This is a genomic window from Terrabacter lapilli, assembly GCF_039531305.1.
In the GTDB taxonomy this organism is placed as follows: Bacteria; Actinomycetota; Actinomycetes; order Actinomycetales; family Dermatophilaceae; genus Terrabacter; species Terrabacter lapilli.
In genome coordinates, this window is the sequence record NZ_BAAAPU010000003.1 from 836,120 (window position 1) to 862,304 (window position 26,185).

At 71.1% G+C, this 26,185-nt stretch carries 21 protein-coding genes; 10 read left to right on the forward strand and 11 right to left on the reverse strand.

Annotated elements, in window-relative coordinates:
* Positions 1-59 precede the first annotated feature (59 nt).
* Positions 60-941: a type I methionyl aminopeptidase gene (gene map, locus ABD241_RS05285; protein WP_344059143.1), complete on the reverse strand. Its 882-nt coding sequence runs from the start codon at positions 939-941 to the stop codon at positions 60-62.
* Positions 942-1,062: 121 nt separating this feature from the next.
* On the opposite strand from map, the gene ABD241_RS05290 reads away from it, so the two are divergent.
* The gene (locus ABD241_RS05290) at positions 1,063-1,263 is read left to right on the forward strand and encodes a methionine aminopeptidase (protein WP_344059145.1); all 201 of its coding nucleotides are present in this window, start codon (positions 1,063-1,065) and stop codon (positions 1,261-1,263) included.
* 70 nt (positions 1,264-1,333) lie between these two features.
* Here ABD241_RS05290 and panB read toward each other — a convergent pair whose 3' ends face one another.
* Entirely contained in the window at positions 1,334-2,218 is an 885-nt protein-coding gene (gene panB / locus ABD241_RS05295; RefSeq protein ID WP_344059147.1) for a 3-methyl-2-oxobutanoate hydroxymethyltransferase, read from the reverse strand.
* Between the two features lie 243 nt (positions 2,219-2,461).
* Between panB and ABD241_RS05300 the strand changes: the two genes are divergently transcribed.
* The 4 genes from ABD241_RS05300 to ABD241_RS05315 all read left to right on the forward strand — a co-directional run bounded on the left by ABD241_RS05300 (position 2,462) and on the right by ABD241_RS05315 (position 10,552).
* A complete protein-coding gene (locus ABD241_RS05300; RefSeq protein WP_344059149.1) occupies positions 2,462-4,774 on the forward strand; it encodes an immune inhibitor A domain-containing protein in 2,313 nt (770 codons plus the stop codon).
* 139 nt (positions 4,775-4,913) lie between these two features.
* Positions 4,914-6,251, forward strand: coding sequence for a type I glutamate--ammonia ligase (gene glnA / locus ABD241_RS05305; protein WP_344059151.1), 1,338 nt, complete (start codon positions 4,914-4,916; stop codon positions 6,249-6,251).
* A gap of 3 nt (positions 6,252-6,254) precedes the next feature.
* The gene (locus tag ABD241_RS05310; protein ID WP_344059154.1) at positions 6,255-9,287 is read left to right on the forward strand and encodes a bifunctional [glutamine synthetase] adenylyltransferase/[glutamine synthetase]-adenylyl-L-tyrosine phosphorylase; all 3,033 of its coding nucleotides are present in this window, start codon (positions 6,255-6,257) and stop codon (positions 9,285-9,287) included.
* Entirely contained in the window at positions 9,284-10,552 is a 1,269-nt protein-coding gene (locus ABD241_RS05315) for an MFS transporter (protein WP_344059156.1), read from the forward strand. The genes ABD241_RS05310 and ABD241_RS05315 overlap by 4 nt, the downstream gene beginning before the upstream one ends.
* A 57-nt stretch (positions 10,553-10,609) precedes the next feature.
* Here ABD241_RS05315 and ABD241_RS05320 read toward each other — a convergent pair whose 3' ends face one another.
* From ABD241_RS05320 to ABD241_RS05330, 3 genes are read right to left on the reverse strand one after another with little or no spacing between them, the layout of a single operon-like run.
* Positions 10,610-12,100 (reverse strand): MFS transporter, encoded by a 1,491-nt coding sequence (locus tag ABD241_RS05320; protein WP_344059158.1) that lies wholly within the window; start codon positions 12,098-12,100, stop codon positions 10,610-10,612.
* Complete coding sequence (locus tag ABD241_RS05325; RefSeq protein WP_344059160.1) at positions 12,097-12,549, reverse strand: DUF1810 domain-containing protein; 453 nt, start codon at positions 12,547-12,549, stop codon at positions 12,097-12,099. Before ABD241_RS05325 ends, ABD241_RS05320 begins: the two co-directional genes overlap by 4 nt.
* Complete coding sequence (locus ABD241_RS05330) at positions 12,546-12,914, reverse strand: DUF1622 domain-containing protein (RefSeq protein WP_142186935.1); 369 nt, start codon at positions 12,912-12,914, stop codon at positions 12,546-12,548. The genes ABD241_RS05325 and ABD241_RS05330 overlap by 4 nt, the downstream gene beginning before the upstream one ends.
* A 112-nt stretch (positions 12,915-13,026) precedes the next feature.
* On the opposite strand from ABD241_RS05330, the gene ABD241_RS05335 reads away from it, so the two are divergent.
* Positions 13,027-13,437 carry a TIGR03618 family F420-dependent PPOX class oxidoreductase gene (locus ABD241_RS05335; protein WP_344059163.1) on the forward strand — a complete coding sequence of 137 codons (411 nt, stop codon included), beginning with the start codon at positions 13,027-13,029 and terminating at the stop codon, positions 13,435-13,437.
* Positions 13,434-14,267 carry a M55 family metallopeptidase gene (locus ABD241_RS05340; protein ID WP_344059165.1) on the forward strand — a complete coding sequence of 278 codons (834 nt, stop codon included), beginning with the start codon at positions 13,434-13,436 and terminating at the stop codon, positions 14,265-14,267. The genes ABD241_RS05335 and ABD241_RS05340 overlap by 4 nt, the downstream gene beginning before the upstream one ends.
* A 36-nt stretch (positions 14,268-14,303) precedes the next feature.
* On the opposite strand, the gene ABD241_RS05345 is transcribed toward ABD241_RS05340, so the two are convergent.
* Entirely contained in the window at positions 14,304-16,808 is a 2,505-nt protein-coding gene (locus tag ABD241_RS05345) for an excinuclease ABC subunit UvrA (protein ID WP_344059167.1), read from the reverse strand.
* 162 nt (positions 16,809-16,970) lie between these two features.
* On the opposite strand from ABD241_RS05345, the gene ABD241_RS05350 reads away from it, so the two are divergent.
* Together ABD241_RS05350 and ABD241_RS05355 are read left to right on the forward strand one after the other, a co-directional pair.
* A complete protein-coding gene (locus ABD241_RS05350) occupies positions 16,971-17,678 on the forward strand; it encodes an MgtC/SapB family protein (protein ID WP_344059169.1) in 708 nt (235 codons plus the stop codon).
* A 247-nt stretch (positions 17,679-17,925) separates the two neighbouring features.
* Entirely contained in the window at positions 17,926-19,779 is a 1,854-nt protein-coding gene (locus ABD241_RS05355) for an FG-GAP-like repeat-containing protein (RefSeq protein WP_344059171.1), read from the forward strand.
* 248 nt (positions 19,780-20,027) lie between these two features.
* Here the strand turns inward: ABD241_RS05355 and glnA (ABD241_RS05360) are convergent, their stop codons facing one another.
* Complete coding sequence (glnA, locus tag ABD241_RS05360; protein ID WP_142186921.1) at positions 20,028-21,452, reverse strand: type I glutamate--ammonia ligase; 1,425 nt, start codon at positions 21,450-21,452, stop codon at positions 20,028-20,030.
* Between the two features lie 197 nt (positions 21,453-21,649).
* Here glnA (ABD241_RS05360) and ABD241_RS05365 point away from each other — a divergent pair, with 197 nt between their 5' ends.
* Positions 21,650-22,135, forward strand: a complete 486-nt coding sequence (locus ABD241_RS05365) for an RDD family protein (protein ID WP_344059174.1) — start codon at positions 21,650-21,652, stop codon at positions 22,133-22,135.
* A 60-nt stretch (positions 22,136-22,195) separates the two neighbouring features.
* Here the strand turns inward: ABD241_RS05365 and ABD241_RS05370 are convergent, their stop codons facing one another.
* From ABD241_RS05370 to ABD241_RS05385, 4 genes are all read right to left on the reverse strand, one after another.
* Positions 22,196-22,924: a DUF4191 domain-containing protein gene (locus ABD241_RS05370; protein WP_344059176.1), complete on the reverse strand. Its 729-nt coding sequence runs from the start codon at positions 22,922-22,924 to the stop codon at positions 22,196-22,198.
* 5 nt (positions 22,925-22,929) lie between these two features.
* Positions 22,930-23,955, reverse strand: coding sequence for a lipoyl synthase (gene lipA, locus ABD241_RS05375; protein WP_344059178.1), 1,026 nt, complete (start codon positions 23,953-23,955; stop codon positions 22,930-22,932).
* A gap of 137 nt (positions 23,956-24,092) precedes the next feature.
* Positions 24,093-25,184 carry an ABC transporter permease subunit gene (locus tag ABD241_RS05380; RefSeq protein WP_344059180.1) on the reverse strand — a complete coding sequence of 364 codons (1,092 nt, stop codon included), beginning with the start codon at positions 25,182-25,184 and terminating at the stop codon, positions 24,093-24,095.
* Positions 25,181-26,140, reverse strand: a complete 960-nt coding sequence (locus ABD241_RS05385; RefSeq protein WP_344059182.1) for an ABC transporter ATP-binding protein — start codon at positions 26,138-26,140, stop codon at positions 25,181-25,183. The genes ABD241_RS05380 and ABD241_RS05385 overlap by 4 nt, the downstream gene beginning before the upstream one ends.
* Positions 26,141-26,185 lie beyond the last annotated feature (45 nt).

Consider the following 26,185-nt stretch of genomic DNA (forward strand, 5'->3'; position numbering starts at 1 on the left):
TGTGGGGTGGTGTGGTGATGGTGGTGCGAGTGTGGAGGCGCCGGACGCCGGGGAGAAGCCTACGAGGCCGGGGCGTCCTCGGGCAGCGTGAGGATCTCGTTGCCGTCGTCGGTGATGAGGATCGTGTGCTCGAACTGGGCCGAGCGCCGGCCGTCGCGGGTGACGACGGTCCAGCCGTCGTCCCACATGGTCCACTCGTGGGTGCCGAGGTTGAGCATCGGCTCGATGGTGAACGTCATGCCGGGCTCGATCACCGTGTCGTAGTGCGGGGCCGCGTCGTAGTGCGGCACGATGAGACCGGAGTGGAACTCCAGGCCGATCCCGTGGCCGGTGAAGTCACGGACGACGCCGTAGCCGAAGCGCTTGGCGTAGCTCTCGATGACGCGCCCGATGACGTTGATCTCGCGGCCGGGCCGGGCGGCGCGGATGCCGCGCATCATCGCCTCGTGGGTGCGCTCGACGAGCAGGCGCGACTCCTCGTCGACGTCGCCCACGAGGTAGGTGGCGTCCGTGTCGCCGTGGACCCCGTGGATGTATGCCGTCACGTCGATGTTGACGATGTCGCCGTCCTCGAGGGGGCGGGCGTCGGGGATGCCGTGACAGATCACCTCGTTGACGCTCGTGCACACCGACTTGGGGAACCCCTTGTAGCCCAGGGGAGAGGGGTAGGCGCCGTGGTCGAGCATGTACTCGTGGGCGATCGCGTCCAGCTGGTCGGTGGTGACGCCGGGAGCGACGGCCTTGGACGCCTCGACCATGGCGGTCGCCGCGATGCGCGAGGCGATGCGCATCTTCTCGACGGTCTCGGCGTCCTTGATGCGCACGTCGCCGTCCTCGCGGAAGTTCGCCACGTCGACGTAGTGCGGCCGGTCGATGGCGGCCGGGACACGACGTCGCGGGCTGAGAGCGTGCGGGGACACCCGCGGATGGAGCAACGGCATACGGTGGAGTCTAGGTCGTGGACGGGTGGCGTCCACGCGCGGCGCCCACGGTGCGGACCGGCCCTGCCGGACGCCCCTCCGGACGTCGCGACGCAGCCCGCAAGGGAGAGGGAGTGGACGAGTGAGCTACTGGTACAACGTCGACACCGGCCAGGTCGAGACCGACGAGAACCGCAGCCGGGGCGAGCAGGTGCTCGGCCCCTACCCGACGGAGGCGGCTGCCCGGGCTGCCCTCGACACCGCGCACCAGAAGACGGAGCAGTGGGACGCCGAGGACCGCGAGTGGAACGAGCGCGGCGGCTCACGTGACGACGACGCCTGACAGGGTCCTCTGACGCAGCACAGCGGTGCCCACCGGCCCAGAGCCGGTGGGCACCGCTGTCACGCGAGGGTCAGGACTCGAACGAGTGCTCGGCGTCGGGGAAGGCGCCCGACTCCACGTCGGCGGCATACGCCCGGGCGGCGTCGAGGAGCGTGCCGCGCAGGTCGGCGTACTTCTTGACGAAGCGGGGGGTCCGGCCGCTGCGCAGGCCCGCGAAGTCGCTCCACACGAGCACCTGGGCGTCGGTGCCGGCGCCGGCGCCGATGCCGATCGTGGGGATGTCGAGCTCCTTGGTGACGCGTTCGGCCACGGGGCTGGGCACCATCTCGAGGACCACCGAGAAGGCGCCGGCCCGCTGCAGGGCCAGGGCGTCGCCGACGAGCGCGTCGGCCGCGTCGCCCCGCCCCTGCACCCGGTAGCCGCCGAGCTGGTGCTCGCTCTGCGGGGTGAAGCCGAGGTGGGCCATCACCGGGATGCCGGCACCCGTCAGCGCCTGCACGAGCGGCGCCATCGCCGCGCCACCTTCGAGCTTGACGGCGTGGGCGCGGCCCTCCTTCATGAGTCGCACGGCGCTGGCGAAGCCCTGCTCGACCGAGGCGCCGTAGGAGCCGAAGGGCAGGTCGGCCACGACGAGCGCGCGGCGCGCGGCCGAGGCGACGGCCCGAACCAGGGGCACCATCTCGTCGAGCGTCACCGGCACCGTCGTCTCGTAGCCGTAGACGTTGTTGCCCGCGGAGTCGCCGACGAGCAGCACGGGGATGCCGGCCTCGTCGAAGATCTCGGCCGCGTACATGTCGTATGCCGTGAGCATCGCCCAGCGGCGCCCCTCGGCCTTCATCGCCTGCAGGTGCGGGATGCGTACCCTGCGCGGCGTCGGCGACGCGGCCCCGGACGGGCGCTGGGCCGAGGCCCCGGAACCGTAGGGACTCTGCTCCTCGGGCGCTGCTCCGCTCATGGGGCCGAGCATAGCCACGCCGTTCGTTGACCCACCGCGGCCCTCGTATATGCGAGGAGAGCCTGTTTCGTAAAGATCAGCGGTGCAGTTCTTTACGAAGTTTTTACGGTTTCTGGACGCGAACCCCGTTGATGCACAAGATTTTTCAAATCTTCTGTGAGCAGTCGGCAGATTGTCTGTGATGTGTGTTTGCATACGCGAGGCGCCCGATTGCGGCGCCTTGTGACCAGGAGGACAAATCACGTGAACAAGCGCCAATGGAGTGCTGTCTCGGGGCTGGCCGTGGGGGCGCTCGTCGTCACCGGGCTCACCGCCCCGATGCAGGCTCAGGCAAGCCCCGTCGCCAAGGCCCCGGTGAGCGGAGACCCCGCTGCAGCCCAGGCCTCCCAGCCCGACAACCTGCCCAACCCGCTCGCCGATGCCCAGACGGCCGAGCGCAAGGACGCTGTCGCCAAGCTCCTCAAGGGCGAGGCGACCACCAAGACCGTCAACGGCAACCGCGTCATCGAGGTCAAGGGCAACAACGGGAAGTCGAAGTACGTCAACTACCCGGTGAACCGGGAAGAGGACATCTTCACGATCCTCGTCGACTTCGGCGACCAGATCAGCCCGGCCACGGCGGGCTCTGCCGGTCCGGTGCACAACCAGATCCCTGAGCCCGACCGCAAGTGGGACGGCAGCTCGACCGACGACAACTCGACGTACTGGACCTCGGACTTCAACCGCGAGCACTACCAGCAGATGATGTTCGGCGACGGCGAGTCCTTCCGCGACTTCTACCTCAAGCAGTCCAACGGCCGCTTCCTGGCCAAGGGCGACGTGTCCGACTGGGTCAAGGTGCCCTACAACGAGGCTCGGTACGGCTCCAACAAGTACGCGCAGAGCTCGACCTACTGGCCGTTCGTGCGTGACACCGCCAAGGCCTGGTACGACGGGCAGATCGCCGCCGGCAAGACCCCGGCGCAGATCAAGGAGTACCTCGCGCAGTTCGACAAGGTCGACCGCTACGACTACGACGGCGACCACAACTACAACGAGCCCGACGGCTACATCGACCACTTCCAGGCCATCCACGCCGGTGAGGGCGAGGAGGCCGGTGGCGGCGCGCAGGGTGAGGACGCCATCTGGTCGCACCGTTGGTACGCCTACTCCAACAACCAGGGCAAGACCGGTCCCGACTTCAACAAGCTCGGTGGCGTGCCGCTCGGTGACACCGGCATGTGGATCGGCGACTACACGACCGAGCCCGAGAACGGTGGCCTCGGCGTCTTCGCTCACGAGTTCGGCCACGACCTGGGCCTGCCGGACCTCTACGACACCGCCGGTGGCGACAACGGCACCGCGTTCTGGACCCTGATGAGCGGTGGCTCGTGGCTCAACCACGGCACCGACTCGATCGGCACCACGCCCGGGTACATGGGCCCGTGGGAGAAGCTCCAGCTCGGCTGGCTCGACCACAAGACCGTGCCCTTCGGTGAGAACACCTCGGTCAAGCTGAGCCAGGCCGACCTCGCCACCAAGACCGGGTCGGCGCAGGCCATCGTCGTGCCGCTTCCCGAGCGAACCGTGACGTCGGTGCGCAACACGCCCCACTCGGGCAAGGCCGAGTGGTGGAGCGGGTTCGGTGACAACCTCAACTCGACGCTCTCCCGCACCGTCGACCTCACCGGCGCCAAGACGTCGGCTTCTGTCGACGCCTGGGTGCAGGGCAACCTCGAGAAGGACTACGACTACCTGTACGGCGAGGTGTCCACCGACAACGGTGCCACCTGGCAGCAGGTCGGCGCACCGGTCAACGATGTCTTCGGCTGGGCGAAGAAGTCCTGGGACCTCTCGGCCTACAAGGGCCAGAACGTCCAGTTCCGCTTCCGGGTCGCCACCGACGGCGGCGTCTCCAGCGAGGCGTTCATCGACGACATTGCCGTCACCACCGACGGTGTGACCGGCGCCGTGGATGACGTCGAGTCGGGTGCCGGCGCGTGGACGGCCAAGGGCTTCTCGATCTCCAGCGGGACCTCGAGCAAGCAGGTCCAGGACTTCTACTTCGCCGAGAACCGCACCTACAGCGGCTACGACAAGACGCTCCAGACCGGCCCGTACAACTTCGGCTGGGGCACCACCAAGCCCGACTGGGTGGAGCGCTTCCCGTACCAGAACGGCATGCTCGTCTGGTTCGCCAACGGTGAGTACACCGACAACAACACGTCGGCCCACCCCGGTGGCGGCGAGGTGCTCCCGGTCGACGCCCGCCCGGCGCCGGTCTACCTCAACAACGCCGACGGCTCTCAGACCCGGCTCGGCAACCGCCGCCAGCCGTTCGACGCCACCTTCGGCCAGGAGGCGACCGACGCGGTGACCTTCCACCGCAACGGTGTCCCGACGACCGTCCCGTCGCAGCCGGCGATCCCGACGTTCGACGACTCGGACCCGAACCGCTACTGGTCGGAGAAGAACCCGTGGGCGTCCACCAAGGTGGCCGGCTCGGGCACGACGATGACGGTCACGAACACCCGAGACGGCGGCAACGAGCTGCAGGTCATGGTCAAGTTCAAGTGACCCCAGGGTCATGAGACGGAGGGCCCCCGGGGACACCCCGGGGGCCCTTCGCGTGCCCGCCCGGCGGCATACGCGCTCTTGCGGGCGAAAGCCCGTGTCCCGCAACATCCCCGAAACAGCCATGCGGCAGGATCGACACATGAACCGTCAGGAAGAGTTCGTGCTGCGCACCATCGAAGAGCGCGACATCCGCTTCGTCCGTCTCTGGTTCACGGACGTCCTCGGCACCCTCAAGTCGGTCGCGGTCGCGCCCGCCGAGCTCGAGGGCGCCTTCGCCGAGGGGATCGGCTTCGACGGTTCGGCGATCGAGGGCTTCGCCCGCGTCTACGAGGCCGACATGCTGGCCAAGCCCGACCCCTCGACCTTCCAGATCCTGCCCTGGCGCGGCGACCCGCCCGGCACCGCGCGCATGTTCTGCGACCTGCAGCTGCCCGACGGCACGCCGAGCTTCGCCGACCCGCGGCACGTGCTCCAGCGCGCCCTCGGCAAGGCCGCCGACCTCGGCTTCACCTTCTACACGCACCCCGAGATCGAGTTCTTCCTGCTCCAGCAGGGCCGCGACGCCGATGGCCGGCCGATCCCCGTCGACGACGCCGGCTACTTCGACCACGTGCCGCACGGCACCGGCCACGACTTCCGCCGCGCCGCCATCACCATGCTCGAGAACATGGGCATCTCGGTCGAGTTCAGCCACCACGAGGGCGCACCGGGCCAGAACGAGATCGACCTGCGCTACGCCGACGCGTTGAGCACGGCCGACAACATCCAGACCTTCCGCACCGTCGTCAAGGAGGTGGCCCTGACCCAGGGCATCTACGCGACCTTCATGCCCAAGCCCTTCTCGGAGCACCCGGGCTCGGGCATGCACACCCACCTCTCGCTCTTCGAGGGCGACTCCAACGCGTTCTACGAGGCCGGCGCTCCCTACCAGCTGAGCAAGGTGGGCCGTCAGTTCATCGCGGGCCTGATGCGCCACGGCGCCGAGATCGCCGCCGTCACCAACCAGTGGGTCAACTCCTACAAGCGACTGTGGGGCGGGGGAGAGGCGCCGGCACACCTGACCTGGGGCCACAACAACCGCTCCGCCATGGTCCGGGTGCCGATGCACAAGCCCAACAAGGGCCAGTCGACCCGGGTGGAGGTGCGCTCGCTCGACGCGGCGTGCAACCCCTACCTCGCCTTCGCCGTGCTCCTGGCCGCCGGCCTCAAGGGAGTCGAGGAGGGCTACGAGCTGCCGCCGGAGACCGAGGACGACGTCTGGAGCCTCACCGACGCCGAGCGCCGCGCGATGGGCATCAAGCCCCTGCCGGCGTCCCTGGGACGTGCGCTCGAGGTGATGGAGGAGAGCGAGCTGGTGGCCGAGGTGCTCGGTGAGCACGTCTTCGAGTTCTTCCTGCGCAACAAGCGCCAGGAGTGGCTCGACTACCGTCGCGAGGTGACCCGCTTCGAGCTCGAGCGCTACCTGCCGCGACTCTGACGCATGTCCTCGCGCACCACCACGACCGAGGGCTCGCTGGCCCGACTGGGCTTCGCCGACGCGCAGCGAGCGGCGGCCCTGGTCCAGGACCACGCACTGCTCCCGCTGCGCGCGGCGATCCCCGGCGGCCAGCTGGACGACCTCGCTGCCGTCATGGGAGACACGGCCGATCCCGACCAGTGCCTGCTGGGCCTGGTCCGCGTCGCGGAGTCCCTGGCCCGCGCCGGTGACCCCCCGGTGTGGGGCATCTCCGCCTTCGCCACCGAGCTCGCGACGCCCGGAGCGGGCCGCGAGCGCGTCCTCGGGGTGCTCGGCGCCTCCTCGGCCCTCGTCGACGACCTCGTGCGCCACCCGGAGCACTGGGTCGAGGCCGCCCGCGCCGAGCGCCACCCCGGCGAGCAGACGCGTGCCGACCTCGTCCGTGCGGTCGGTGCGGAGCGAGGGGAGCGCACCGCCCTGGACGCGCTGCGGATCGCCTACCGCCGGGGGCTGCTGCGCATCGCGGCCCTCGACGTCACGTGCCCCGACCCGCTCGCCGAGATGCCGGCCGTCGGAGAGGCGCTGGCCGAGCTGGCCGAGGCGGCGCTGGAGGCGGCGCTCGCCATCGCGCGCGAGGAGTACGGCCCCGGCCACGAGGCCTGCCGTCTGGCCGTGATCGGCATGGGCAAGACCGGGGGCGGAGAGCTCAACTATGTCAGCGACGTCGACGTCATCTTCGTGGCCGAGCCGGCCGAGGGCGCCACCGAGGACACCGCCCTGCGGGTGGGAACGGCTCTCGCCACCTCCCTGATGCGAGCCTGCTCGGCGCCCACCCCCGAGGGCAGCCTGTGGCCGGTCGACGCCGCGCTACGACCCGAAGGCAAGCAGGGGCCGCTCGTGCGCACGATCGCCAGCCACAAGGCGTACTACGAGCGCTGGGCCAAGACCTGGGAGTTCCAGGCCCTGCTCAAGGCGTGGGTCTCCGCCGGGGACAAGGAGATCGGGCTGCGCTACAAGGCCGAGATCTCGCCCATGGTGTGGGAGGCGGCCGGCCGCGCCAACTTCGTCGAGGACGTGCAGGCCATGCGCCGACGCGTCGAGCAGCACGTGCCCGCCAACGAGGCCGACCGCCAGCTCAAGCTCGGCCCCGGCGGCTTGCGCGACGTCGAGTTCAGCGTCCAGCTGCTCCAGCTCGTCCACGGTCGCACCGACGCGACCCTGCGCTCCGCCACGACGCTGGAGGCGCTGGCGTCGCTCGCCCGGGGCGGCTACGTCGGCCGGGAGGACGCAGCCACGCTCGACCGCGCCTACCGTCACCTGCGCTGTCTCGAGCACCGCATCCAGCTGCACCGGCTCCGGCGCACCCACCTCATGCCGGTCGCCGAGGCCGACCTGCGCCGGCTCGGTCGCGCCATGGGCCACCGCACGCACCCCGAGCAGGCCGTCGTGGCCGACCGGCAGGCCTCGGCCCGCGAGGTCCGCCGGCTCCACGAGCGGCTCTTCTACCGGCCGCTGCTCGCGGCCGCCGCCAAGCTGAGCCCGAGCGAGGCGCGCCTGAGCCCCGAGGCGGCGCAGCAGCGCCTGCTCGCCCTCGGCTTCCGCGACCCCGCCGGGGCCCTGCGCCACATCGAGGCGCTCACGACCGGCGTCAGCCGCCGGGCGGCCATCCAGCGCACGCTGCTTCCCGTCATGCTCGGCTGGTTCGCCGACGAGGCCGACCCCGACGCCGGGCTGCTGTCGTTCCGACGCGTCTCCGACGAGCTCGGCACGACGCACTGGTACCTCGCGATGCTCCGCGACGAGGGCCGCGCCGCCGACCGGCTCGCGCACACCCTCGCCCGGAGCCGGTACGCCGCGGACCTGCTCGTGCGCTCCCCGAAGAGCGTGTCGATGCTCGGCGACGACGGTGGCCTCGTCCCGCGCACCCGCGAGGCGCTGGCGAGCACCATGCAGTCCGCCGCCGGACGCCGCGACACCGCCGCCGACGCGGTCGCGGCGGTCCGGGCCATCCGGCGTCACGAGCAGCTGCGCATCGTCGTCAGCGACCTCGTCGGGGTCATCGACCTCGAGGGGGTGGGCGCCGCCCTCACCGACCTGACCGCCGCCACCGTGCAGGTCGCCCTCGATGCCGCGGTCGAGGAGGTCGAGCGCCGCGAGGGCGAGGCCATCGGTGGTGAGATCCTCGTGGTCGCCATGGGGAGCTTCGGTGGGGGCGAGCTCGGCTACGCGTCGGACGCGGACGTCATGTTCGTGCACCGACCGCATGCAGGAGCGTCCGAGCAGGACGTGCAGGCACGGGCCACGCTCGTCGTCCAGGAGCTGCGCAAGCTGCTCTCCGCCCCCGGCACCGACCCCGCGCTCGTGCTCGACGCCGACCTTCGCCCCGAGGGCAAGGCCGGCCCCCTGGTGCGCAGCATCGACTCCTTCCGCACCTACTACGAGCGCTGGGCCCTGACCTGGGAGTTCCAGGCGCTGCTGCGAGCGACCCCGATCGCCGGCCCGCAGCAGTTCGCCGACGAGTTCCTCGAGCTCATCGACCCGCTGCGCTGGCCCCAGGGCGGCCTCACCGAGCGCCAGGTCCGCGAGATCCGCACGCTCAAGGCTCGCATGGAGAGCGAACGGCTCCCGCGGGGAGCCGACCCCCGCACCCACCTCAAGCTGGGCCGGGGTGGGCTGACGGACGTCGAGTGGGTGGTGCAGCTGCACCAGCTCCAGCACGCGTACGACCGCCCGGCACTTCGCGTCACGGGGACGATGGCCGGCCTAGGCGCACTCGGTGACGAAGGCCTCATCGCCCCCGACGACGTCACCGCGCTGTGGGAGGCCTGGCGGCTGGGCGCGCTCATGCGAAACGCCGGCGTGCTCTGGCGCGGGAAGGCGATCGACAGCGTGCCCTCGGACCTGCGGGACCTCGACGGCATCGGCCGCATCATGGGCCGGCCCGCCGGCGAGGGCGCGGCCCTCGCGGAGCTGTGGCGTCGCGTGGCCCGACGTGCCAGACATGCCACCGATTTCAACTTTTACGACCCCCCACCTCGGGGTAGCGTCGGCACGTGAGTCCGAGACAGGGGAGCGACGAGTGCACGCCGTCGTACGCCGCGGTCCTCCGGGTGCCCCGGTACCTCCCCGTCTTCCTGGCCAACGCCCTGTCGATGTGGGGCGACTTCATCGCCCGGATCACCATCGCTGCCGTCGTCTTCGAGCGCACCGGCTCGCCGCTCGCCACGGCGACGACCCTGGCCGTGAGCCTCGTGCCCACCTTCCTCGGGCGCAGCCTGCTCGGACCCCTCGTCGACCGGTTCCCGTACAAGTGGGTGATCATCTGGTCGCAGCTGCTCCGGGCCACCTGCGTGCTCGGCCTGATGTGGCTGGTGATGGCCGGCGCCGGCTACGGGCTGCTCTTCCTCGTGCTCTTCGTGCTCGAGCTGGTCGGCGGCGCCTCCACCGCCTCCTACATGGTGCTGCTCACCGACCTCGTGGAGGACCGCCGGCTCTACGCCAAGGCGGTCGCTCTCGGCGCGATGTCAGAGCAGTTCAACCAGGCGATCGGTCTGGCGGTCGGCGGCGGCCTCATCGCGCTGGTGGGCCCCGAGACGGGCCTGCTCTTCGACCTGCTCACCTTCCTGGTCAGCGCCGTCGTGGTCCTCTTCGTGGTGCAGCTGCGGCCGGTCACCGGCGAGCGGGGGCGTGGGGTGCGCGGTTTCGCGCGCGACCTGTCCAAGGCGGCGGGCGACCTGGCCCGCCACCCGGTTCTCGCCCGGCTGATGAGCCTGAGCGCCGTCGCGTGCCTCGGCATCGTGGCGCCCGAGGCGCTGGCCCTGCCCATTGCCGGGGGCAACGGGTGGGGTGGTGTCCTCATGGCCTCACCCATCGTCGGAGCGTTCGTCGGGATCCTGCTCATCGGGCGGTGTGACGTGCTGACCCAGAACCGGTCCATCCTGCCGATGGCGCTGGCGATGCCGGTGCCCCTGCTGCTCACCGCGCTCCACCCACCACTGTGGGCGGTCGCGGCCATCTTCTTCGTCTCAGGCATCATGCAGGCGTTCATGGTTCCGCTGCAGGCGACGTTCGCCCTCACGACCGAGCCGGCGATGCGCGGCCGCATCTTCAGCCTCGCCGGCTCGGTGTCCGTCGCCGCCGGCGGGGTGTCCTACCTCGCGGCGGGATGGGTGGGACAGCACGGCAGCGCCCACGCGGCCGTGGCCGTCTGCGCAGGCGTGTGCCTGGCGCTCACGGCACTTCTCGCCGTCTCCTGGCCCCACCGTCGCGTCCGCTCGGCGGTCGACCGCGCCTACGCGACGACCCCCTCCCGCGCCGCCTGAGCACGACGCGGCCGGCACCCCCCGAGGCGACGCGCACGCAGACCGAGCCGTATGCCGTCAGGCGGGCTCGTGGTCCCGCCGGCGGCGGTTGCGCAGGTCCACCACGCTCGCGCCCAGCGCGACGGCCACGAGCACCGCTGCCACTCGAAGGGCTGCCGCCGGGTCGAGGCCGCGTCCGGCCGCCATCCCGGCGTAGAGGACGGAGCCGACCAGCGCGATCCCGGCCGCCGTGCCGATGCGCTGCCCGGTCTGCAGGAGGCCGCCCGCGGTGCCCGCCCGCTCGACCGGGACCCGGGCCACGGTGAGGGTCACGTTCGGGGAGATGACGAACCCGCTGCCGATACCGGCCACGAGCAGCGGACCGGCCAGCCACCAGCCGAGGCTCGGGCCGTGCACCGCAGTCAGGACCACGTCGACGGCGATGAGGCCGCAGAGCACGACGGCGAGTCCGGCGGTGACGAGTGAGCGTTCGAAGCGCTCGACGAGGCGGCCGCCCAGGGCCGAGGTCACGGCGGAGCCTGCGGCGAAGGGGGTGACGGCCAGGCCGGCGAGCAGGGGCGAGTAGCCCAGCTGCTCCTGGAAGAAGATGGTCAGCACGAAGAAGATGCCGGTGAACCCGCCGAAGTAGATGGTCCCCACGGTCGCGCCGGCGGAGTAGCCGGGAACGGTGAAGAGCTTGAGGTCGACCAGGGGCGTGCGCCCACGTCTGGTGTAGACGCGCTCCCACAGCAGGAAGACCACGAGGAAGCCGCCGCCGACGAGGGCGACCCACCAGGGGACCGTGGTGCCGCCACGGCCGGTCTCGACGATGGGCAGCAGGATGCCCAGGACGCCCACGCCGAGCAGGGTCACGCCGAGCGGGTCGACGTCGATCTTCCGGGAGCGGTCCCGCTCCGGCGGTGCCGGCAGCCACCGCATGGCCAGCACCACGGCGGCGACCGCGATCGGCAGGTTGACGAAGAAGATCCAGCGCCAGCCCGCCTCCTCGCCCAGGACGTTGAGGATCACGCCGCCGACCACGGGTCCCACCGCGGTCGAGATGCCGATGGTGGCGCCGAGCATGCCGAAGGCGCGGCCCCGCTCGGGCCCACGGAACAGCTGCTGGATCAGGCCCGAGACCTGGGGGTTGAGGATGCCTCCGGCCGCGCCCTGCACGAGCCGAGCGGCCACGAGCAGCCCACTGGTCGGTGCCAGGCCGCAGGCGAGGCTGGAGACGCCGAAGAGCACGACGCCGACGACGAAGACGGTGCGGCGGCCGAGGGCGTCGCCGATGCGACCGGAGGGCACGAGGGTGAGCCCGAACGTCAGGGCGTAGCCCGACACGACCCACTGCAGGTCGCTGGGCGTCGCCTCGAGGCCCTTCTGGATGGAGGGGAGCGCGACATTGACGATCGAGACGTCCAGCAAGGTCATGAAGCCGGCCACGAGGCAGACCCACAGCGCCTTCCAGCGGCGTGGGTCGGGCTCGTGACGGCCGGGCTCTGCGCGTGTCCCACCGGTGGAGGGCGACCCTGCAGGCGACTCCGTGCTGTGAGGGCCGTCGTTCACGCCCCGAGCGCCCCGAGCGCCCCGAGCGTCGCGTCGTCACGCCTGCCGCCGTAGAACTTCTCGAGCACCTCGGCGAAGGGCCTCGCCTCGTCCGGGTCGCCGGCCGCGCGCTCGAAGAGGGTCATCGACGAGCGGACCTTCGTCGCGTCGACCGACCCCAGCACCTCGACGGGATCGCTGGTTGTGAGGGAGAGCAGCGCGTCGGCGCACTCGCGCAGGCGGGGTCCGAGGACGGGGTGGCGCAGGTAGGCGCGGGCCTCGGGGAGGCCCGACACGGCATACGTCCTCGACATCTCGCTGTGGCCGAGGCCGGCGACCTGCGGCAGGACGAACCAGATCCAGTGGCCGCGCTTGCGGCCGGCGCGCAGCTCGGAGAGGGCAGCGGCGTACGTGCCGCCCTCGTCCTGGGCGCGCACGAACCGCTCGAGGTCGGGGGTGTCGGAGGTCATGGGGGAGTCGTACCCGTCCGGTCCTCGGTCGGGTCCTTCTGCCAGGGCCAGCGTCCGGTGATCTCGAGCTCGAGGGAGAAGCTGAGGAAGGTCCGGATCAGCACGATGATCGCCAGGACGAGCACGCTGGAGAGCGTGGGCGTCACCGCCACGGTGCGGATGATGTCTGCCGCGACGAGGAGCTCGAGTCCCAGCAGGATCGTGCGGCCCAGCTGCTGCCGGAACCGGCGATACGTGTCGGGCTGGTGCGCGCGGGCGTTCTGGATCGCGCGGACCGCCGCGACGATCGCCCCGATGACCAGGACGGCCACCCCTGCGAAGTCGATGGCCTTGCCCGCCAGCTCGATGCCCCTGCCGAAGTCCACGTCGTTCCTTCCCCGTTCGTCGGTCCCACCCCGACCAGATACCCATCAGGGCCTGCCTGGCAAGGGGCGGTGCCCCGGCTAGCGTGGGAGGCCCGACCCGAGAGGAGCCACCGTGCCCAAGCCACCACTGCCGGCCGCGATCGCCGAGGAGCTCGTCAAGCCCTGGCACGCGACCATCAGCACCGTCCGCCCCGACGGGCAGCCGGTGTCGGTGCCGACGTGGTACCTCTACGAGGACGGCAGGATCCTCGTCAACATGGACGCGGGCCGCAAGCGCCTCGAGCACCTGCGCAGCAACCCCCGCGTCAGCCTGAGCGCGATCGACCCAGACGACTGGATCACCCACGTCAGCATCCTCGGCCACGTCACCGACCTGGTCGACGACACGCACCTCCGCGACATCGACCGGGTCGCGACCCACTACACCGGCAAGCCGTATGCCGTCCGCAACCGTCCGCGCGTGAGCGCCTGGGTCGACATCGACCGCTGGCACGCCTGGGGGCGGCTCAAGGACGTCCGTTGAAGGTCTACCTCTCCTTCGACTTCGAGGGCGTCGCCGGCATCGTCGACTGGGCCCAGTGCCGGGAGGGGACGGCGGCCTACGACGTCGGCTGCGCCCTCACGCTCGGCGAGGTGAACGCGGCGATCGCCGGCGCCGTCGGCGGCGGTGCCACCGAGGTGGTGGTCAACGACTCGCACGGCCAGATGCGCAACCTCGACCCCGCCGCCCTGGCCCATGACGCGACGTACGTGTCCGGGCGGCACAAGCCGCTCTACATGATGGAGGGGCTCGACGACTCGTTCGACGTCGCCTTCCTCGTCGGCTACCACGGCTCCATCTCCGGCGAGTCGTCGGCGCTGTCGCACACCTACAACCCGGAGGTCTTCTCGGGCGCCCGGGTCGGCGGCGCCGAGGTGGGGGAGAGCGGCATCAACGCCCTGGCCGCCGCACACTTCGGGGTGCCGATCGGCCTCGTCACCGGGGACGAGGTGACGATCCGCGAGACGGCACCGTTCGCGCCGGACGCGGCGACGGTCGTCACGAAGACCTCGATCACGCGCTTCGCCGCGACCAACCTCCACCCCCGGGTCGCGTGCCGGCGGATCGAGGCGGCCGCGGCGGAGGCGGTCGGGCTGGCCGCGGCCGGTCGGTTGCGGGCGCCGGAGCTCGACCGACCGGTCCGGCTCGAGCTCGACGTGCAGACCGCCGACATGGCCGAGGTCGGCTCCTGGGTCAAGGGTGCCGAGCGGGTCGGGACCCGGACCATCCGGATCGAGTCGGAGGACGCACTGGCGGCGTTCAGGTCGTTCGTGGCCGTCAGCTACATCACCCGCCAGGCCGGGGGCCGCTGACGGGGCGCTCGGGCCCGTCAGCGCTCGGTGCCCTGCTCAGCGGCCGGCGGCCGGGAGGCGTGCAGCCAGGTGCGGGGCCAGGTAGGGGGCGGTCCGGCTCCCCACAGCCCGCGCCACCTCCGAGGGGGATCCGGTGACGACGACGCGACCGCCATCGTCACCTGCGCCGGGTCCGAGGTCGATCACGTGGTCGCACCGGGCCACCACCGACATGTCGTGCTCGACGACCACGACCGTGCTCCCGCCGTCGACGAGCCCCTGCAGCTGGCGCATCAGCACCTCCACGTCGGCGGGGTGCAGTCCCGTCGTCGGCTCGTCGAGGAGGTAGACCGTCCCGGCGCGCTGGGACCGTTGCAGCTCGGTGGCGAGCTTGATCCGCTGGGCCTCCCCGCCGGAGAGCTCGGTGGCGGGCTGGCCGAGACCGAGGTAGCCGAGCCCCACCTCCGCCAGCGTGCGCAGGCTCCGGGATACCGCCTTCTCGTCGTCGAAGAGGTGCTGTGCGTCGTCGACGCTGAGGGCGAGGACGTCGGCGATCGACAGCCCGCGCCACCTCACCTCGAGCGTCTCGTCGTTGTAGCGCGCCCCGTGACAGGTCGGGCACACCCGGTAGGTGCCCGGGAGGAACAGCAGCTCCACCGACACGAACCCCTCGCCCTGGCAGGTCTCGCAGCGACCGCCCTTGACGTTGAAGGAGAAGCGCCCGACGCCGTAGCCACGACGCTTCGCCTCCTCGGTCGCCGCGAACAGCCTGCGCACCCCGTCGAAGAGCCCGGTGTAGGTCGCGAGGTTGGACCTCGGGGTCCGCCCGATCGGCCGCTGGTCGACGACGACGGCCCGCCTCACCTGCTCGGCGCCCGACGCGCGTGGGAGGTCGCCGCGTATGCCGCTCGCGGCGTCCACCTCGTCCGTGTCGTCGGGGTCGGCGTCGGGGTCAGTGCGCGAAGCCTGACCCAGCTGGTGACCGAGGGACTCGCCGAGAACCGTGAGCACCGTCGACTTGCCCGATCCCGACACCCCGGTGACCGCCGTGAGCACGCCGAGGGGGATGGTGACGTCGGTGCCGTGGAGGTTGTGCCGGTCGATGCCGTGCAGTGTCAGCTCGCCCTTCGGTGTCCGCAGCTCGCGCTGGGGTGAGGGCGCCCTGGTGCCGAGCACGTAGGCCGCCGTGAGCGACTCGGCCGAGTCGGCGATGGCCGCGACGGGGCCTGAGTGGAGCAGCCGCCCACCCAGGTCGCCGGCGCCCGGGCCGATGTCGACGAGCCAGTCGGCGTGACGCATGACGTCGACGGAGTGCTCGACGGCGACCACCGAGTTGCCTTCTGCCACCAGCCTGTCCAGGACGACGAGCAGCGGCTCCCGGTCGGCCGGGTGCAGCCCGGCGGACGGTTCGTCGAGGACGTAGACGACCCCGAAGAGCCCCGACCGCAGCTGGGTTGCGAGCCGGAGCCGCTGCAGCTCGCCGGACGACAGGGTGGGGGTCTGCCGGTCCAGCGACAGGTAGCCGAGGCCGAGCTCGACGAGCACCTCGAGTCGTGCCTCCAGCTCCGGCGCCAGGCTCGCGGCGACGTCGCCCTCCTCGGCCCCGCCGCGCACCTGCCGCACGAGGTCACGGAGCTCGCCCAGCGGCATACGCCACCAGCGGTCGACCGGCAGCCCGGCCACGGTGACGGCCAGCGCCTCCGGCCGTAGGCGGCGTCCGTGGCAGGACGGGCACGACACCGTGTCGACGAACCGCAGCGCGCGCCGTCGCGCGGGGGCGCTCTTGGAGTCCGACAGGGTGCGCAGCACGAGTCGGGCGGCGCTGACGTACTGGCCCTGGTAGGGGCGCTGGATGCGACCCGGCTCGCGCTCGGGGTGCACGGTGACGACCGGATCCTCGTCGGCGAAGAGGATCCACTCGCGGTCGACGGCCGGCAGCTCGCGCCAGGGACGGTCGATGTCGTAGCCGAGGGTGTCGAGGATGTCGCGCAGGTTCTTGCCGAGCCAGGCACCCGGCCACGACGCGACGGCCTTCTCGCGGATCGACAGCGACGGGTCGGGCACCATCAGCGCCTCGGTCGGGTGGTGCACGTGGCCCAGGCCGTGACAGGTGGGGCACGCGCCGGCAACGGTGTTGGGGGAGAAGGAGTCCGAGTCGAGGGGCTGTGCACCGGGCGGGTAGGTCCCGGCACGGGAGAAGAGCATCCGGAGCGTGTTGGAGAGCGTGGTGACGGTGCCGACGCTCGAGCGGGCGCCCGCGCCCGAACGCCGCTGCTGCAGGGCGACGGCGGGAGGGAGCCCGGTGATGGACTCCACCCTGGGCGACTCGACCTGGTTGATGAGGCGGCGCGCGTAGGGCGCCACCGACTCCAGGAATCGGCGCTGCGACTCGGCGTAGACGGTGCCGAACGCGAGCGAGGACTTGCCCGACCCTGAGACCCCGGTGACGACGACCATCCGGTCGCGCGGGAGGTCGACGTCGACGTGCTGCAGGTTGTGCAGGTGGGCACCGCGAACCCGGATCAGGCCGGCGTCGCCGTCACGGTCGGCCTGGGTGCGCACTCGCCCACGGTACGAGATGGGACGCGGGGGACGGCACCGGGGTTCTGAGCGCGCGGGAGGATCGCCCACCTGTGCCCGATCTGCGACGGGCGTTCCACGAACATCCGTCTCGACGGCGGGAGGTGCCCGAAATCGCCACCCTCTCGTGGGTATGGACTCGCCATGACGTGGGTCAGTGCCACGACCTGGACGGAGACGGCCCTGCTGGGTCTGGCGTTCGTGCTGTCGGCGGTCATCGGCCTCGAGCGCCACCGGCGCTTCAAGAGCGCAGGTCTGCGAACGCATACGCTCGTCGGCGTCGGCTCGGCGGTCTTCACGCTGGTGTCCGCATACGGCTTCGCGGACGTCGCGGGGCGGGGCGGGGGAGTGGACCCGTCGCGGATCGCGGCACAGATCGTGTCGGGCATCGGCTTCCTCGGGGCCGGAGTCATCTTCGTGCGCCGAGGCAGCGTCTCCGGCCTCACGACCGCGGCATCGATCTGGTTGACGGCCGCGGTCGGGATGGCCTGCGGCGCAGGGATGCCCGCGCTCGCCGTCATGGCCACCATCTGCCACCTGCTCACGGTGACCGTCCTGGCGAAGGTGGGCCGGCGGATGCAGGCAGACCCGGTCAGCACCACGCTCCTCATGCGCTACACGGCAGGTCAGGGGACGCTCCCGGTCGCCCTCGGGCTGGCCGCTGAGCGCGGCGTCACCGCAACCGTCCTCGACGCGAAGACGCTGCGGCACGACGGTGCCGAGACGACGGTGCGCGCCACCGTGCAGCTCGAGGCGAGCCCCCATCTCGTCAGCGACCTCGTCGAGGAGATCACCGACCTGGCGAGCGTGCAGTCCTTGCGCGTGCTGAGCGACGAAGGGCGTCCCGACTAGGGCCAGGAGACCGGGGGCGGCCGTTGCGGGAAGCCTCGCCACGACACCCCACCGACCCCGGTGATGCCGGCAGGGACGACCTGCTGCCTCGCACGCCACCTCCTGCGGTCCCATCACGCGTCGAGGGGAATGTCCCGGAAAGACTGTTCGCCCCCGCAGCTTCGTCCGAAATGTCACCATTGACCGGTTCCCTGCACCGCGCCCACAGGCGCAGCGCTGCTTCCTGTCGTGACGAGACGAGCTTCCGATGCCAGACCCCACACCCACCCGCTGCGCCCGGCCGCGCCGGTTGGCGGCCATGCTCGCGCTGACCGCGGCCACCAGCATCGCCGCCGCCGGGGCGCCAGCGGCCGCCGCCACCGTGCCCGCCGCAGTGACCGCCGCCCTGCCCGACGCCGTGACCGCCGCGCTTCCCGTCACGGTGACAGCTCCGACGGCCCCGGCACCGGTCGTCCCTCCCGGGCCGGCCGGGTTGCCCGCCGGGATCGAACGGCCCGCCGCGTACGTGCCGTCCAACGACTGCGACCCGGTGGCCAAGCCGGGCACGGTCCGGCTCGGCGACCTGCTCAAGGCGACGTACGGCTCGTACTACCGCACGGTCGAGACCTGCGCGCCGGGGCCGAGATCGACGAGCGAGCACTTCGACGGGCGCGCCGTCGACTTCTTCCTCAACGTGCGCGACGCGACTCAGAGCGCACAGGCGTCCGCGTTCCTGTCCTGGCTGACGGCGCCGGACGCAGCCGGCAACGCGTTCGCCAACGCGCGTCGGCTCGGCGTCATGTACGTCATCTGGAACGACAAGATCTGGGCGACGTACCGCGCCTCGGAGGGGTGGCGCCCCTACTCGAACTGCGCCTCGACACCGGCGAGCAGCTCGGACACGAACTGCCACCGCAACCACATCCACATCAGCATGTCGTGGGAAGGGGCGATGGGCCGCACCTCGTACTGGACCAGGACGGTCGCGGGTCAAGACTTCGGCCCCTGCCGTGTCCCGGACCTGAACTGGGCGCCGCGGTACGCCGGCTTCAACCCGAACCCGTGCGCGAGCTACCCGACCGTGGTGGCACCCTCCGGCTCGAGCGCCCTGCTGACGACCCTCGTCACGAACTCGGGGATGGACCTCCGGTACGGCTCGAGCGGCCCGGTCGTGAGCGCCGTCCAGACTGCGCTCGGCGTCAGCGCCACGGGAGCGTTCGACAGCCGGACCCAATCCGCGCTGAGCGCCTGGCAGAGCAGGCACCAGGTCGCTGCGACCGGCGTCATGGACCCAGCCACCTGGCGGGCCATGCTCAAGGCCTTCGGGTTCGGAGCGCCACCGAGCACGGGCGGCGTCCACGGCTTCGACGCGGACGGGATCGCAGACGTCCTCGCGGTCACCTCGACCGGCAGCCTGCGGCTCTACCGCGGGGACGGCGCCGGCTACGTCACCGGCGGGTCACAGATCGGTGCAGGCTGGAACATGTTCGACACCGTGTTCTCCCCTGGCGACTTCTCCGGCGACGGGAAGGCGGACCTGGTCGCGCGGACCCCGGCCGGCGCCCTGTTCCTCTACCGCGGCAACGGCGTCGGCGGCTTCACCGGTGGCGGCGTGCAGATCGGCTCCGGCTGGAACATGTACGACACCGTCTTCTCTCCCGGCGACTTCACCGGCGACGGGAGGCCCGACCTGCTCGGCCGCACCCCGGCCGGCGCGCTCTACCTCTACCGGGGCAACGGCGCCGGCGGGTTCACCGGTGGCGGCGTGCAGATCGGCTCCGGCTGGAACATGTTCGACATGGTGCTCGGTGCGGGCGACTTCACCGGCGACGGGAGGCCCGACCTGTTCGGCCGCACCCCGTCCGGGGCGCTCTACCTCTACCGGGGCAACGGCGCCGGCGGTTTCACCGGCGGCGGCGTGCAGGTCGGAGCCGGCTGGGGCATCTACCGGACGGTGTTCTCCGCCGGGGACCTCAACCGGGACGGGCACGTCGACATCGTGGGGGTCAAGGGTGACGGCAGCTTCATCGTGTATGCCGGGGACAGCAGCGGCCGCTTCACGCTGGCCGGTCGCGGGGCCGGCACCGGCTGGACCTTTCCGGCCGTCTTCGCGGTGAGCTGACCACCGCGCCACGCGCACGCGTCACCCGAGCGCGGGCCAGGCAGGGTTCCGCTCCGGGCCGTCGAGGGTGTCTCGCTCTTCCTCGGCCCCGAGCACCCGGCCACTCCGGCAGCGACCCGGCGACGTCGACACGACATTGCGTGGCGAGCGTGGCTGACGCAGGTATGGGAAACGCGGGCCCCGTGAGGGGCCCGCGTTTCGGAGCTCAGTTGTCCCACAGTGAGTCGCGGTGAGCGACTCTGCGCTGCTCAGATGTCGAAGTACATCTCGAACTCGTGCGGGTGCGGACGGAAGCGGATCGGGTCGACCTCGTTCTTGCGCTTGTAGTCGATCCACGCCTCGATGAGGTCCTCGGTGAACACGTCCCCCTCGAGGAGGTACTCGTGGTCGGCCTCGAGCGCGTCGAGCACGGCCGGCAGCGAGCCGGGGACCTGCTGGATCGCGGCGTGCTCCTCGGGCGGCAGCTCGTAGAGGTCCTTGTCGACCGGCTCCGGCGGCTCGATGCGGTTCTTGATGCCGTCGAGGCCGGCCATGAGCTGGGCGGCGAAGCACAGGTACGGGTTGGCCGACGGGTCCGGCACGCGGAACTCAATGCGCTTGGCCTTCGGCGAGGTGCCGGTGATCGGGATGCGCACGCAGGCCGAGCGGTTGCGGGCGGAGTAGACCAGGTTGACCGGGGCCTCGTAGCCGGGGACCAGGCGGTGGTAGGAGTTCACCGTCGGGTTGGTGAAGGCGAGCAGCGACGGGGCGTGCTTGAGCAGGCCACCGATGTACCAGCGGGCGATGTCGGACAGGCCGCCGTAGCCGCGCTCGTCGTAGAAGAGCGGCTCGCCGTTCTTCCACAGCGACTGGTGGGTGTGCATGCCGGAGCCGTTGTCACCGAAGAGCGGCTTCGGCATGAAGGTCGCGGTGTGGCCCTGCTTCCACGCGGAGTTCTTGACGACGTACTTGAACTTCATCAGGTCGTCGCCGGAGTGCAGCAGCGTGTTGAAGCGGTAGTTGATCTCCATCTGGCCCGCAGTGCCGACCTCGTGGTGGCTGCGCTCGACGTTGAGACCGACCTCCTTCAGCTCGAGGCAGATCTTGTCGCGGAAGTCGGCGAAGTGGTCGACGGGGGAGACGGGGAAGTAGCCGCCCTTGTAGCGGGTCTTGTAGCCCTTGTTGCCGCCCTCCTCCTCGCGGCCGGTGTTCCACGCAGCCTCGACGGAGTCGATGAAGTAGTAGCCGGCGTTCTGCTTCGTCTCGAAGCGGACGTCGTCGAAGACGTAGAACTCGGCCTCGGCGCCGAAGTAGGCGGTGTCGGCGATGCCCGTGGACTTGAGGTACTCCTCGGCCTTGCTCGCGATGTTGCGCGGGTCGCGGCTGTAGCGCTCGTCCGTGAAGGGGTCGAGGATCGAGAAGTTCATGACCAGCGTCTTCTCGGCGCGGTAGGGGTCGATGAAGGCCGTCGCGGGGTCGGGCACGAGCTTCATGTCGGACTCGTGGATGGCCTGGAAGCCGCGGATCGAGGACCCGTCGAACATCTGGCCAACGGTGAAGAAGTCCTCGTCGACCGACTCAGCCGGCACGTTGAAGTGCTGCATGACACCGGGCAGATCGCAGAACCGAATGTCGACGAACTTGACGTCCTCGTCCTTGATGAACGCGAGGACCTCGTCAGCTGAGCTGAACATCCAACCTCCTGAAATGGGGCGAGGTCGACCCTCGGGTGCTGCGCTCGGGGGAGCGGCAGGCAGCGAGGACGGCCCCGTGTTGTCGGGCTCGACACTACCGATCGCCGATTTCTCCGCAATGACCCCGATGTTTCGCCGGTGTTACGGCGGGCGGGGGCGGCCATGGCACACGGCCGGTGTCTCGTTACGCTGGACCCGTGGTGGACCGCAAGGACATGGGCTCGTGGCTGCAGGGACCGCGAGCGCGCACGCGTGCCGACGAGGAGTACCGGGGGCGCGACCTCGGGCTGCCTCGCAGTGGGCCGGGCTCGATCGCCGGCTTCGGCATCCGGCTGGTCGGCGTGCTCATCGACTGGGCCATCGCCTCGCTCATCGCCCGGGGCCTGTTCGGTGTGCCGCTGCCCTTCTCGCAGCCACCGGCCTCGGGGACCCAGGGCTTCGTCGTGCTCGGCGTGTTCGCCGTGATGCACCTGCTGCTCGTGGGCACCGTCGGCTTCACCATCGGCCACCGGATCATGGGACTGCAGGTGCGCTCGCTGGGCGGGACCGGCCGGGTGCTGCCGCTGCAGGCCGTCGTGCGGACCGTCCTGCTGTGCCTCTTCATCCCAGCCGTGGTCTGGGACCGCGACGGCCGGGGCCTGCATGACAAGGTGCCCGGCACCGTCATCGTCCGGCTCCGCTGAGCCGGGCCGTATGCGCAAGGGCCGGCTCCCCGAGGAGCCGGCCCTTCCGCATACGTCGGACTACTTGCCGCGCAGCGCCCTGCGGTCCATGCGGGCCTTCGTGGGGTCCACGCCGGGCGGCAGGGGAGCGCGGAGACCACCGAGTGCCTTGAGGCGCTTGTTGACGATCGCCATCTCGTCCTTGGTGATCTGCGGCTTGAGGCGCTGCACCTTGCTCGCGAGCTTGGGCAGGGGCACCTCGTTCTCGCCCGAGCCGACCCGCAAGGTGGTGACCGGGACGCCCGGGGCGACGCGCTCGACCCGCTTCTTCTCGGCGGCGAGCAGCTTCTGCACGCGGCCGGTCGGGCCCTCGCCGACGAGGACGACCCCGGGGCGGCCGAGGGCGCGGTAGACCATCGCCGCGGAGTTGATGTCGCCCGGGCGGGCGACATCGGCCGCGACCGGCTCGCGGTCGGTGTACCAGCCGCGGCGGATGGAGGTCAGGGCAGCGCCGGCGGCACCGGCCTGGCCCTCGATCTGGGTGTAGGCGGCTCGCTCGGCGCGTCGGCTCATCATGATCGTCGCGGCGAGGATGCCGAAGAGCACGCCGAAGATGCCGAAGATCCACGGCAGCTTGACGATGAACCCGACGACGAGCAGCACCCCGAAGACGACGAGGAACGACAGCAGCATGTACCAGCCGATGGCGGGGTCAGCCTGCTTGGAGATCCGGTAGACGTCACGGACCTGGGACAGCCGTCCCTGCTTCTTCTCCGACGAGCTCGTGTCGCCGTCCTTGTTGCGTGCCATGGTGCTCAGGATACGGCGCTCTGGGAGCGCGCCACCAACGACGCCGCCTCCTGGCGGGCGGGGGACTCGGCGGCCTCGGCGAGGTGCGAGAGGTGCTCGGGGATCTCGCGTCCCCACTTGCGCATCGCGGTGGCCCAGAGGCGCCCGGCGCGGTAGGAGGAGCGCACCAGGGGCCCGGCCATGACGCCCTTGAAGCCGATGTCCTCGGCGACCTCGGACCAGTGGACGAACTCCTCCGGCTTGACCCAGCGGTCGATCGGGTGGTGCAGCTTGGAGGGGCGGAGGTACTGGGTGATCGTGAGGATGTCGCAGCCGGCGTCGTGCAGGTCGCGGATGGCCTCCTCGATCTCGACGTCGGTCTCGCCCATGCCGAGGATCAGGTTGCTCTTGGTGACGAGCTGCGCCTCCCGCGCCATCGTCAGCACCTTCAGCGACTTGTCGTAGGTGAACGCCGGACGGATGCGCTTGAAGATGCGCGGCACCGTCTCGAGGTTGTGGGCGAAGACCTCGGGGCGGGCGTCGAAGACCTGCCCGACGAGCTCGGGCTTGGCGCCGAAGTCGGGCGGCAGGATCTCGACGCCGGTGTTGGGGTTGAGCAGGTGGATCTGGCGGATCGTCTCGGCGTAGAGACCGGCGGCGCCGTCGGGCTGGTCGTCGCGCGCGACGCCCGTGACCGTGGAGTAGCGCAGCCCCATCCGGGCCACGGACTCGGCCACTCGTCGGGGCTCGTCGAGGTCGAGGGCGGTCGGACGACCCGTGGCGATGTCGCAGAAGTCGCAGCGCCGGGTGCAGACGTCACCCCCGATCAGGAAGGTGGCCTCCTTGTCCTCCCAGCACTCGAAGATGTTGGGACAGCCCGCCTCCTGGCACACCGTGTGCAGGCCCTCGCTCTTGACCATCGAGTGCAGGGCTGTGTACTCCGGCCCCATCTTGGCGGTCGTCCGGATCCAGGACGGCTTGCGTTCGATGGGGGTCTCGGCGTTGCGCGCCTCGACGCGCAGCAGACGACGGCCGTCGGGAACGACAGACACACGGGCTCCTTGGTGGGATTTGGCTGCTCCGCACAGGTTACGCCCAACCGCCGACAACCCCGGACGGGCCGGGGTGGCGCCGCCGCTGGCGGACGGCATACGACAGCCGACGTATGCCGTCCCGCCGAGCCGACGGGTCAGCCCACGTCCCGCCGGCGGAAGACGACCAGCGCGGCGGCGAGCGCCGCGGTGGTGAGAACCAGGAGGTAGACCCACCCGTGGGTGTAGCCGAGGGTGTGCTGCGTGCCCTGGCAGCCGTCGGGGCCGCAGGTGTTGACGAAGTAGGTGGCGCCCTTGCCGACGAAGGCGTCGACGTTGAGGCGCACCAGCCACGGCTGCAGCGCTCCGCCCTGCACGCCGTTGGCGATGAACCCCTCGACGAGCACGGCATACCCCGCGACGACCCCGATGACGCCGGCCGTGGCCCGCGCGAGCAGGCCCAGGACCGCGCCCCCGAGCCCGCCCAGGGCGACGACGAGGACCACCCGCAGCAGCGCGAGCACCAGCGGGTCGTCGGAGTTCGCGGGTGCCTCGGGGAGGTTGAGCGAGCTGTCCGGACGGTTGAGCGTCGTCACGACGAAGGCGCCGAGCGCCGTGAGGCCGACGGCCACCGCGCCGATGCCCAGGCCGCCGAGGGCGGCGACGACCAGCTTGGAGGCCGCCACCCGCAGCCGCTGCGGGCAGAACGTGAGCCACGTCCCCATGGCGCCCGAGGCGAACTCGGCCGCCACGAAGCTCGCGCCGAGCAGGAAGGCGAGGAAGCCGAAGAGGTAGACGCCCTCGTGGGCGATGCTCCGGGTCATCTCGGTGCGGGAGGTGTTCACGAGCCCGAACTGCGAGAGCGATGGCGGCTGGTTGATCTGGTCACAGCCGAAGTCCGCCCCCGGACCGCCACCTTGCGACTGGGCCTGTGCCTGCTGCTTGCGGCACTCGTCGACCTGGGCCTGGCGCTCGGCCGCCGGCATGGCGTCGAGCTGCTGCTTCATGTCGGCGACCATCCGGTTGTAGTCGGCCACGCGCTGGGCGATCGTCGCAGGTCGGGTGTCCTGGAAGGCGGCGAAGGAGGCGAAGCCGACGAAGAGCACGACGCCGACCAGGGCGATCCGGGTGAGCCGGCGCCACCAGAGCCGGCGCAACTCGACGGCGACGAGGCCGGGAAACGACGTGCCGCGCGGTCGCGGGACCGAGGAGGCTCGAGTGGGTTCGCCCAGCAGGGTGTCCTGGCTCATGCCGCTCCCTCCGTCGCGTTCCCGGCATGCCGGTCGGCCTCCGACCCCAGTCCCTCGTCGGCGGTGAGGGCGAGGAAGGCCGACTCGAGGTCGGCTCGCACCGGTGTCAGCTCGCTGACGAAGAGACCGTGTCCGGCGAGGGCACGCGTGACGGCCGACGGGTCGTCGGCGGCGACGACGAGGTGCTCGCCGTCCCGCTGCACCCCGAAGCCCTCGGCCTCCAGCACCGTGGCGGCGCGCTCGGGCGAGGCGACGCCGACCCTCACCTGCGCCGCCGCCGTGCCGCCGAGGATGTCGGCGACGCGGCCCTCTGCGAGCAGCGAACCGTGGCCGATGATCGACACCGTATCGGCCACCTGCTCGACCTCGCTGAGGAGGTGTGAGCTGACGAGCACCGTCCTGCCTTGTGCGCCAAGGGATCTCATCGTGTCACGCACCTCCCGGATGCCGGCGGGGTCCAGGCCGTTGGTCGGCTCGTCGAAGATCAGCAGCTCAGGGTCCTTCAGGAGCGTCGCGGCGATGGCCAGACGCTGCTTCATCCCGAGCGAGTAGCCCGAGAAGCGGTCGCGACCACGGTCGCCCAGCCTGGTTGCCTCGAGCACCTCGTCGACCCGGCCCGGCGCCGCGCCGATGCCGTCGGCGAGCAGGCGCAGGTTCTGCCGGCCGGTGAACGTCGGGAAGAACTTCGGCGACTCGACGATGGCGCCCACCCGGTCGACGACCGCCGGCAGCTGTCGGGGCATCCGGTGTCCGAAGATCTCGGCCGAACCGGAGTCCGCGCGGACGAGGCCCAGCAGCATCCGGATCGTCGTGGTCTTGCCCGACCCGTTGGGGCCGAGGAATCCGTGCACCCCTCCGAGCGGGACGGTCATCGACAGGCCCTGGACCGCGACCCGGCGACGGCCGCGGCTCAGATAGGTCTTGCGCAGGTTGACGGTGCGGACGGCGACGTCCATGGCTTCTCCCCCTGAGAGTCGGCTGTGAGCCACACCCTAGGGGTG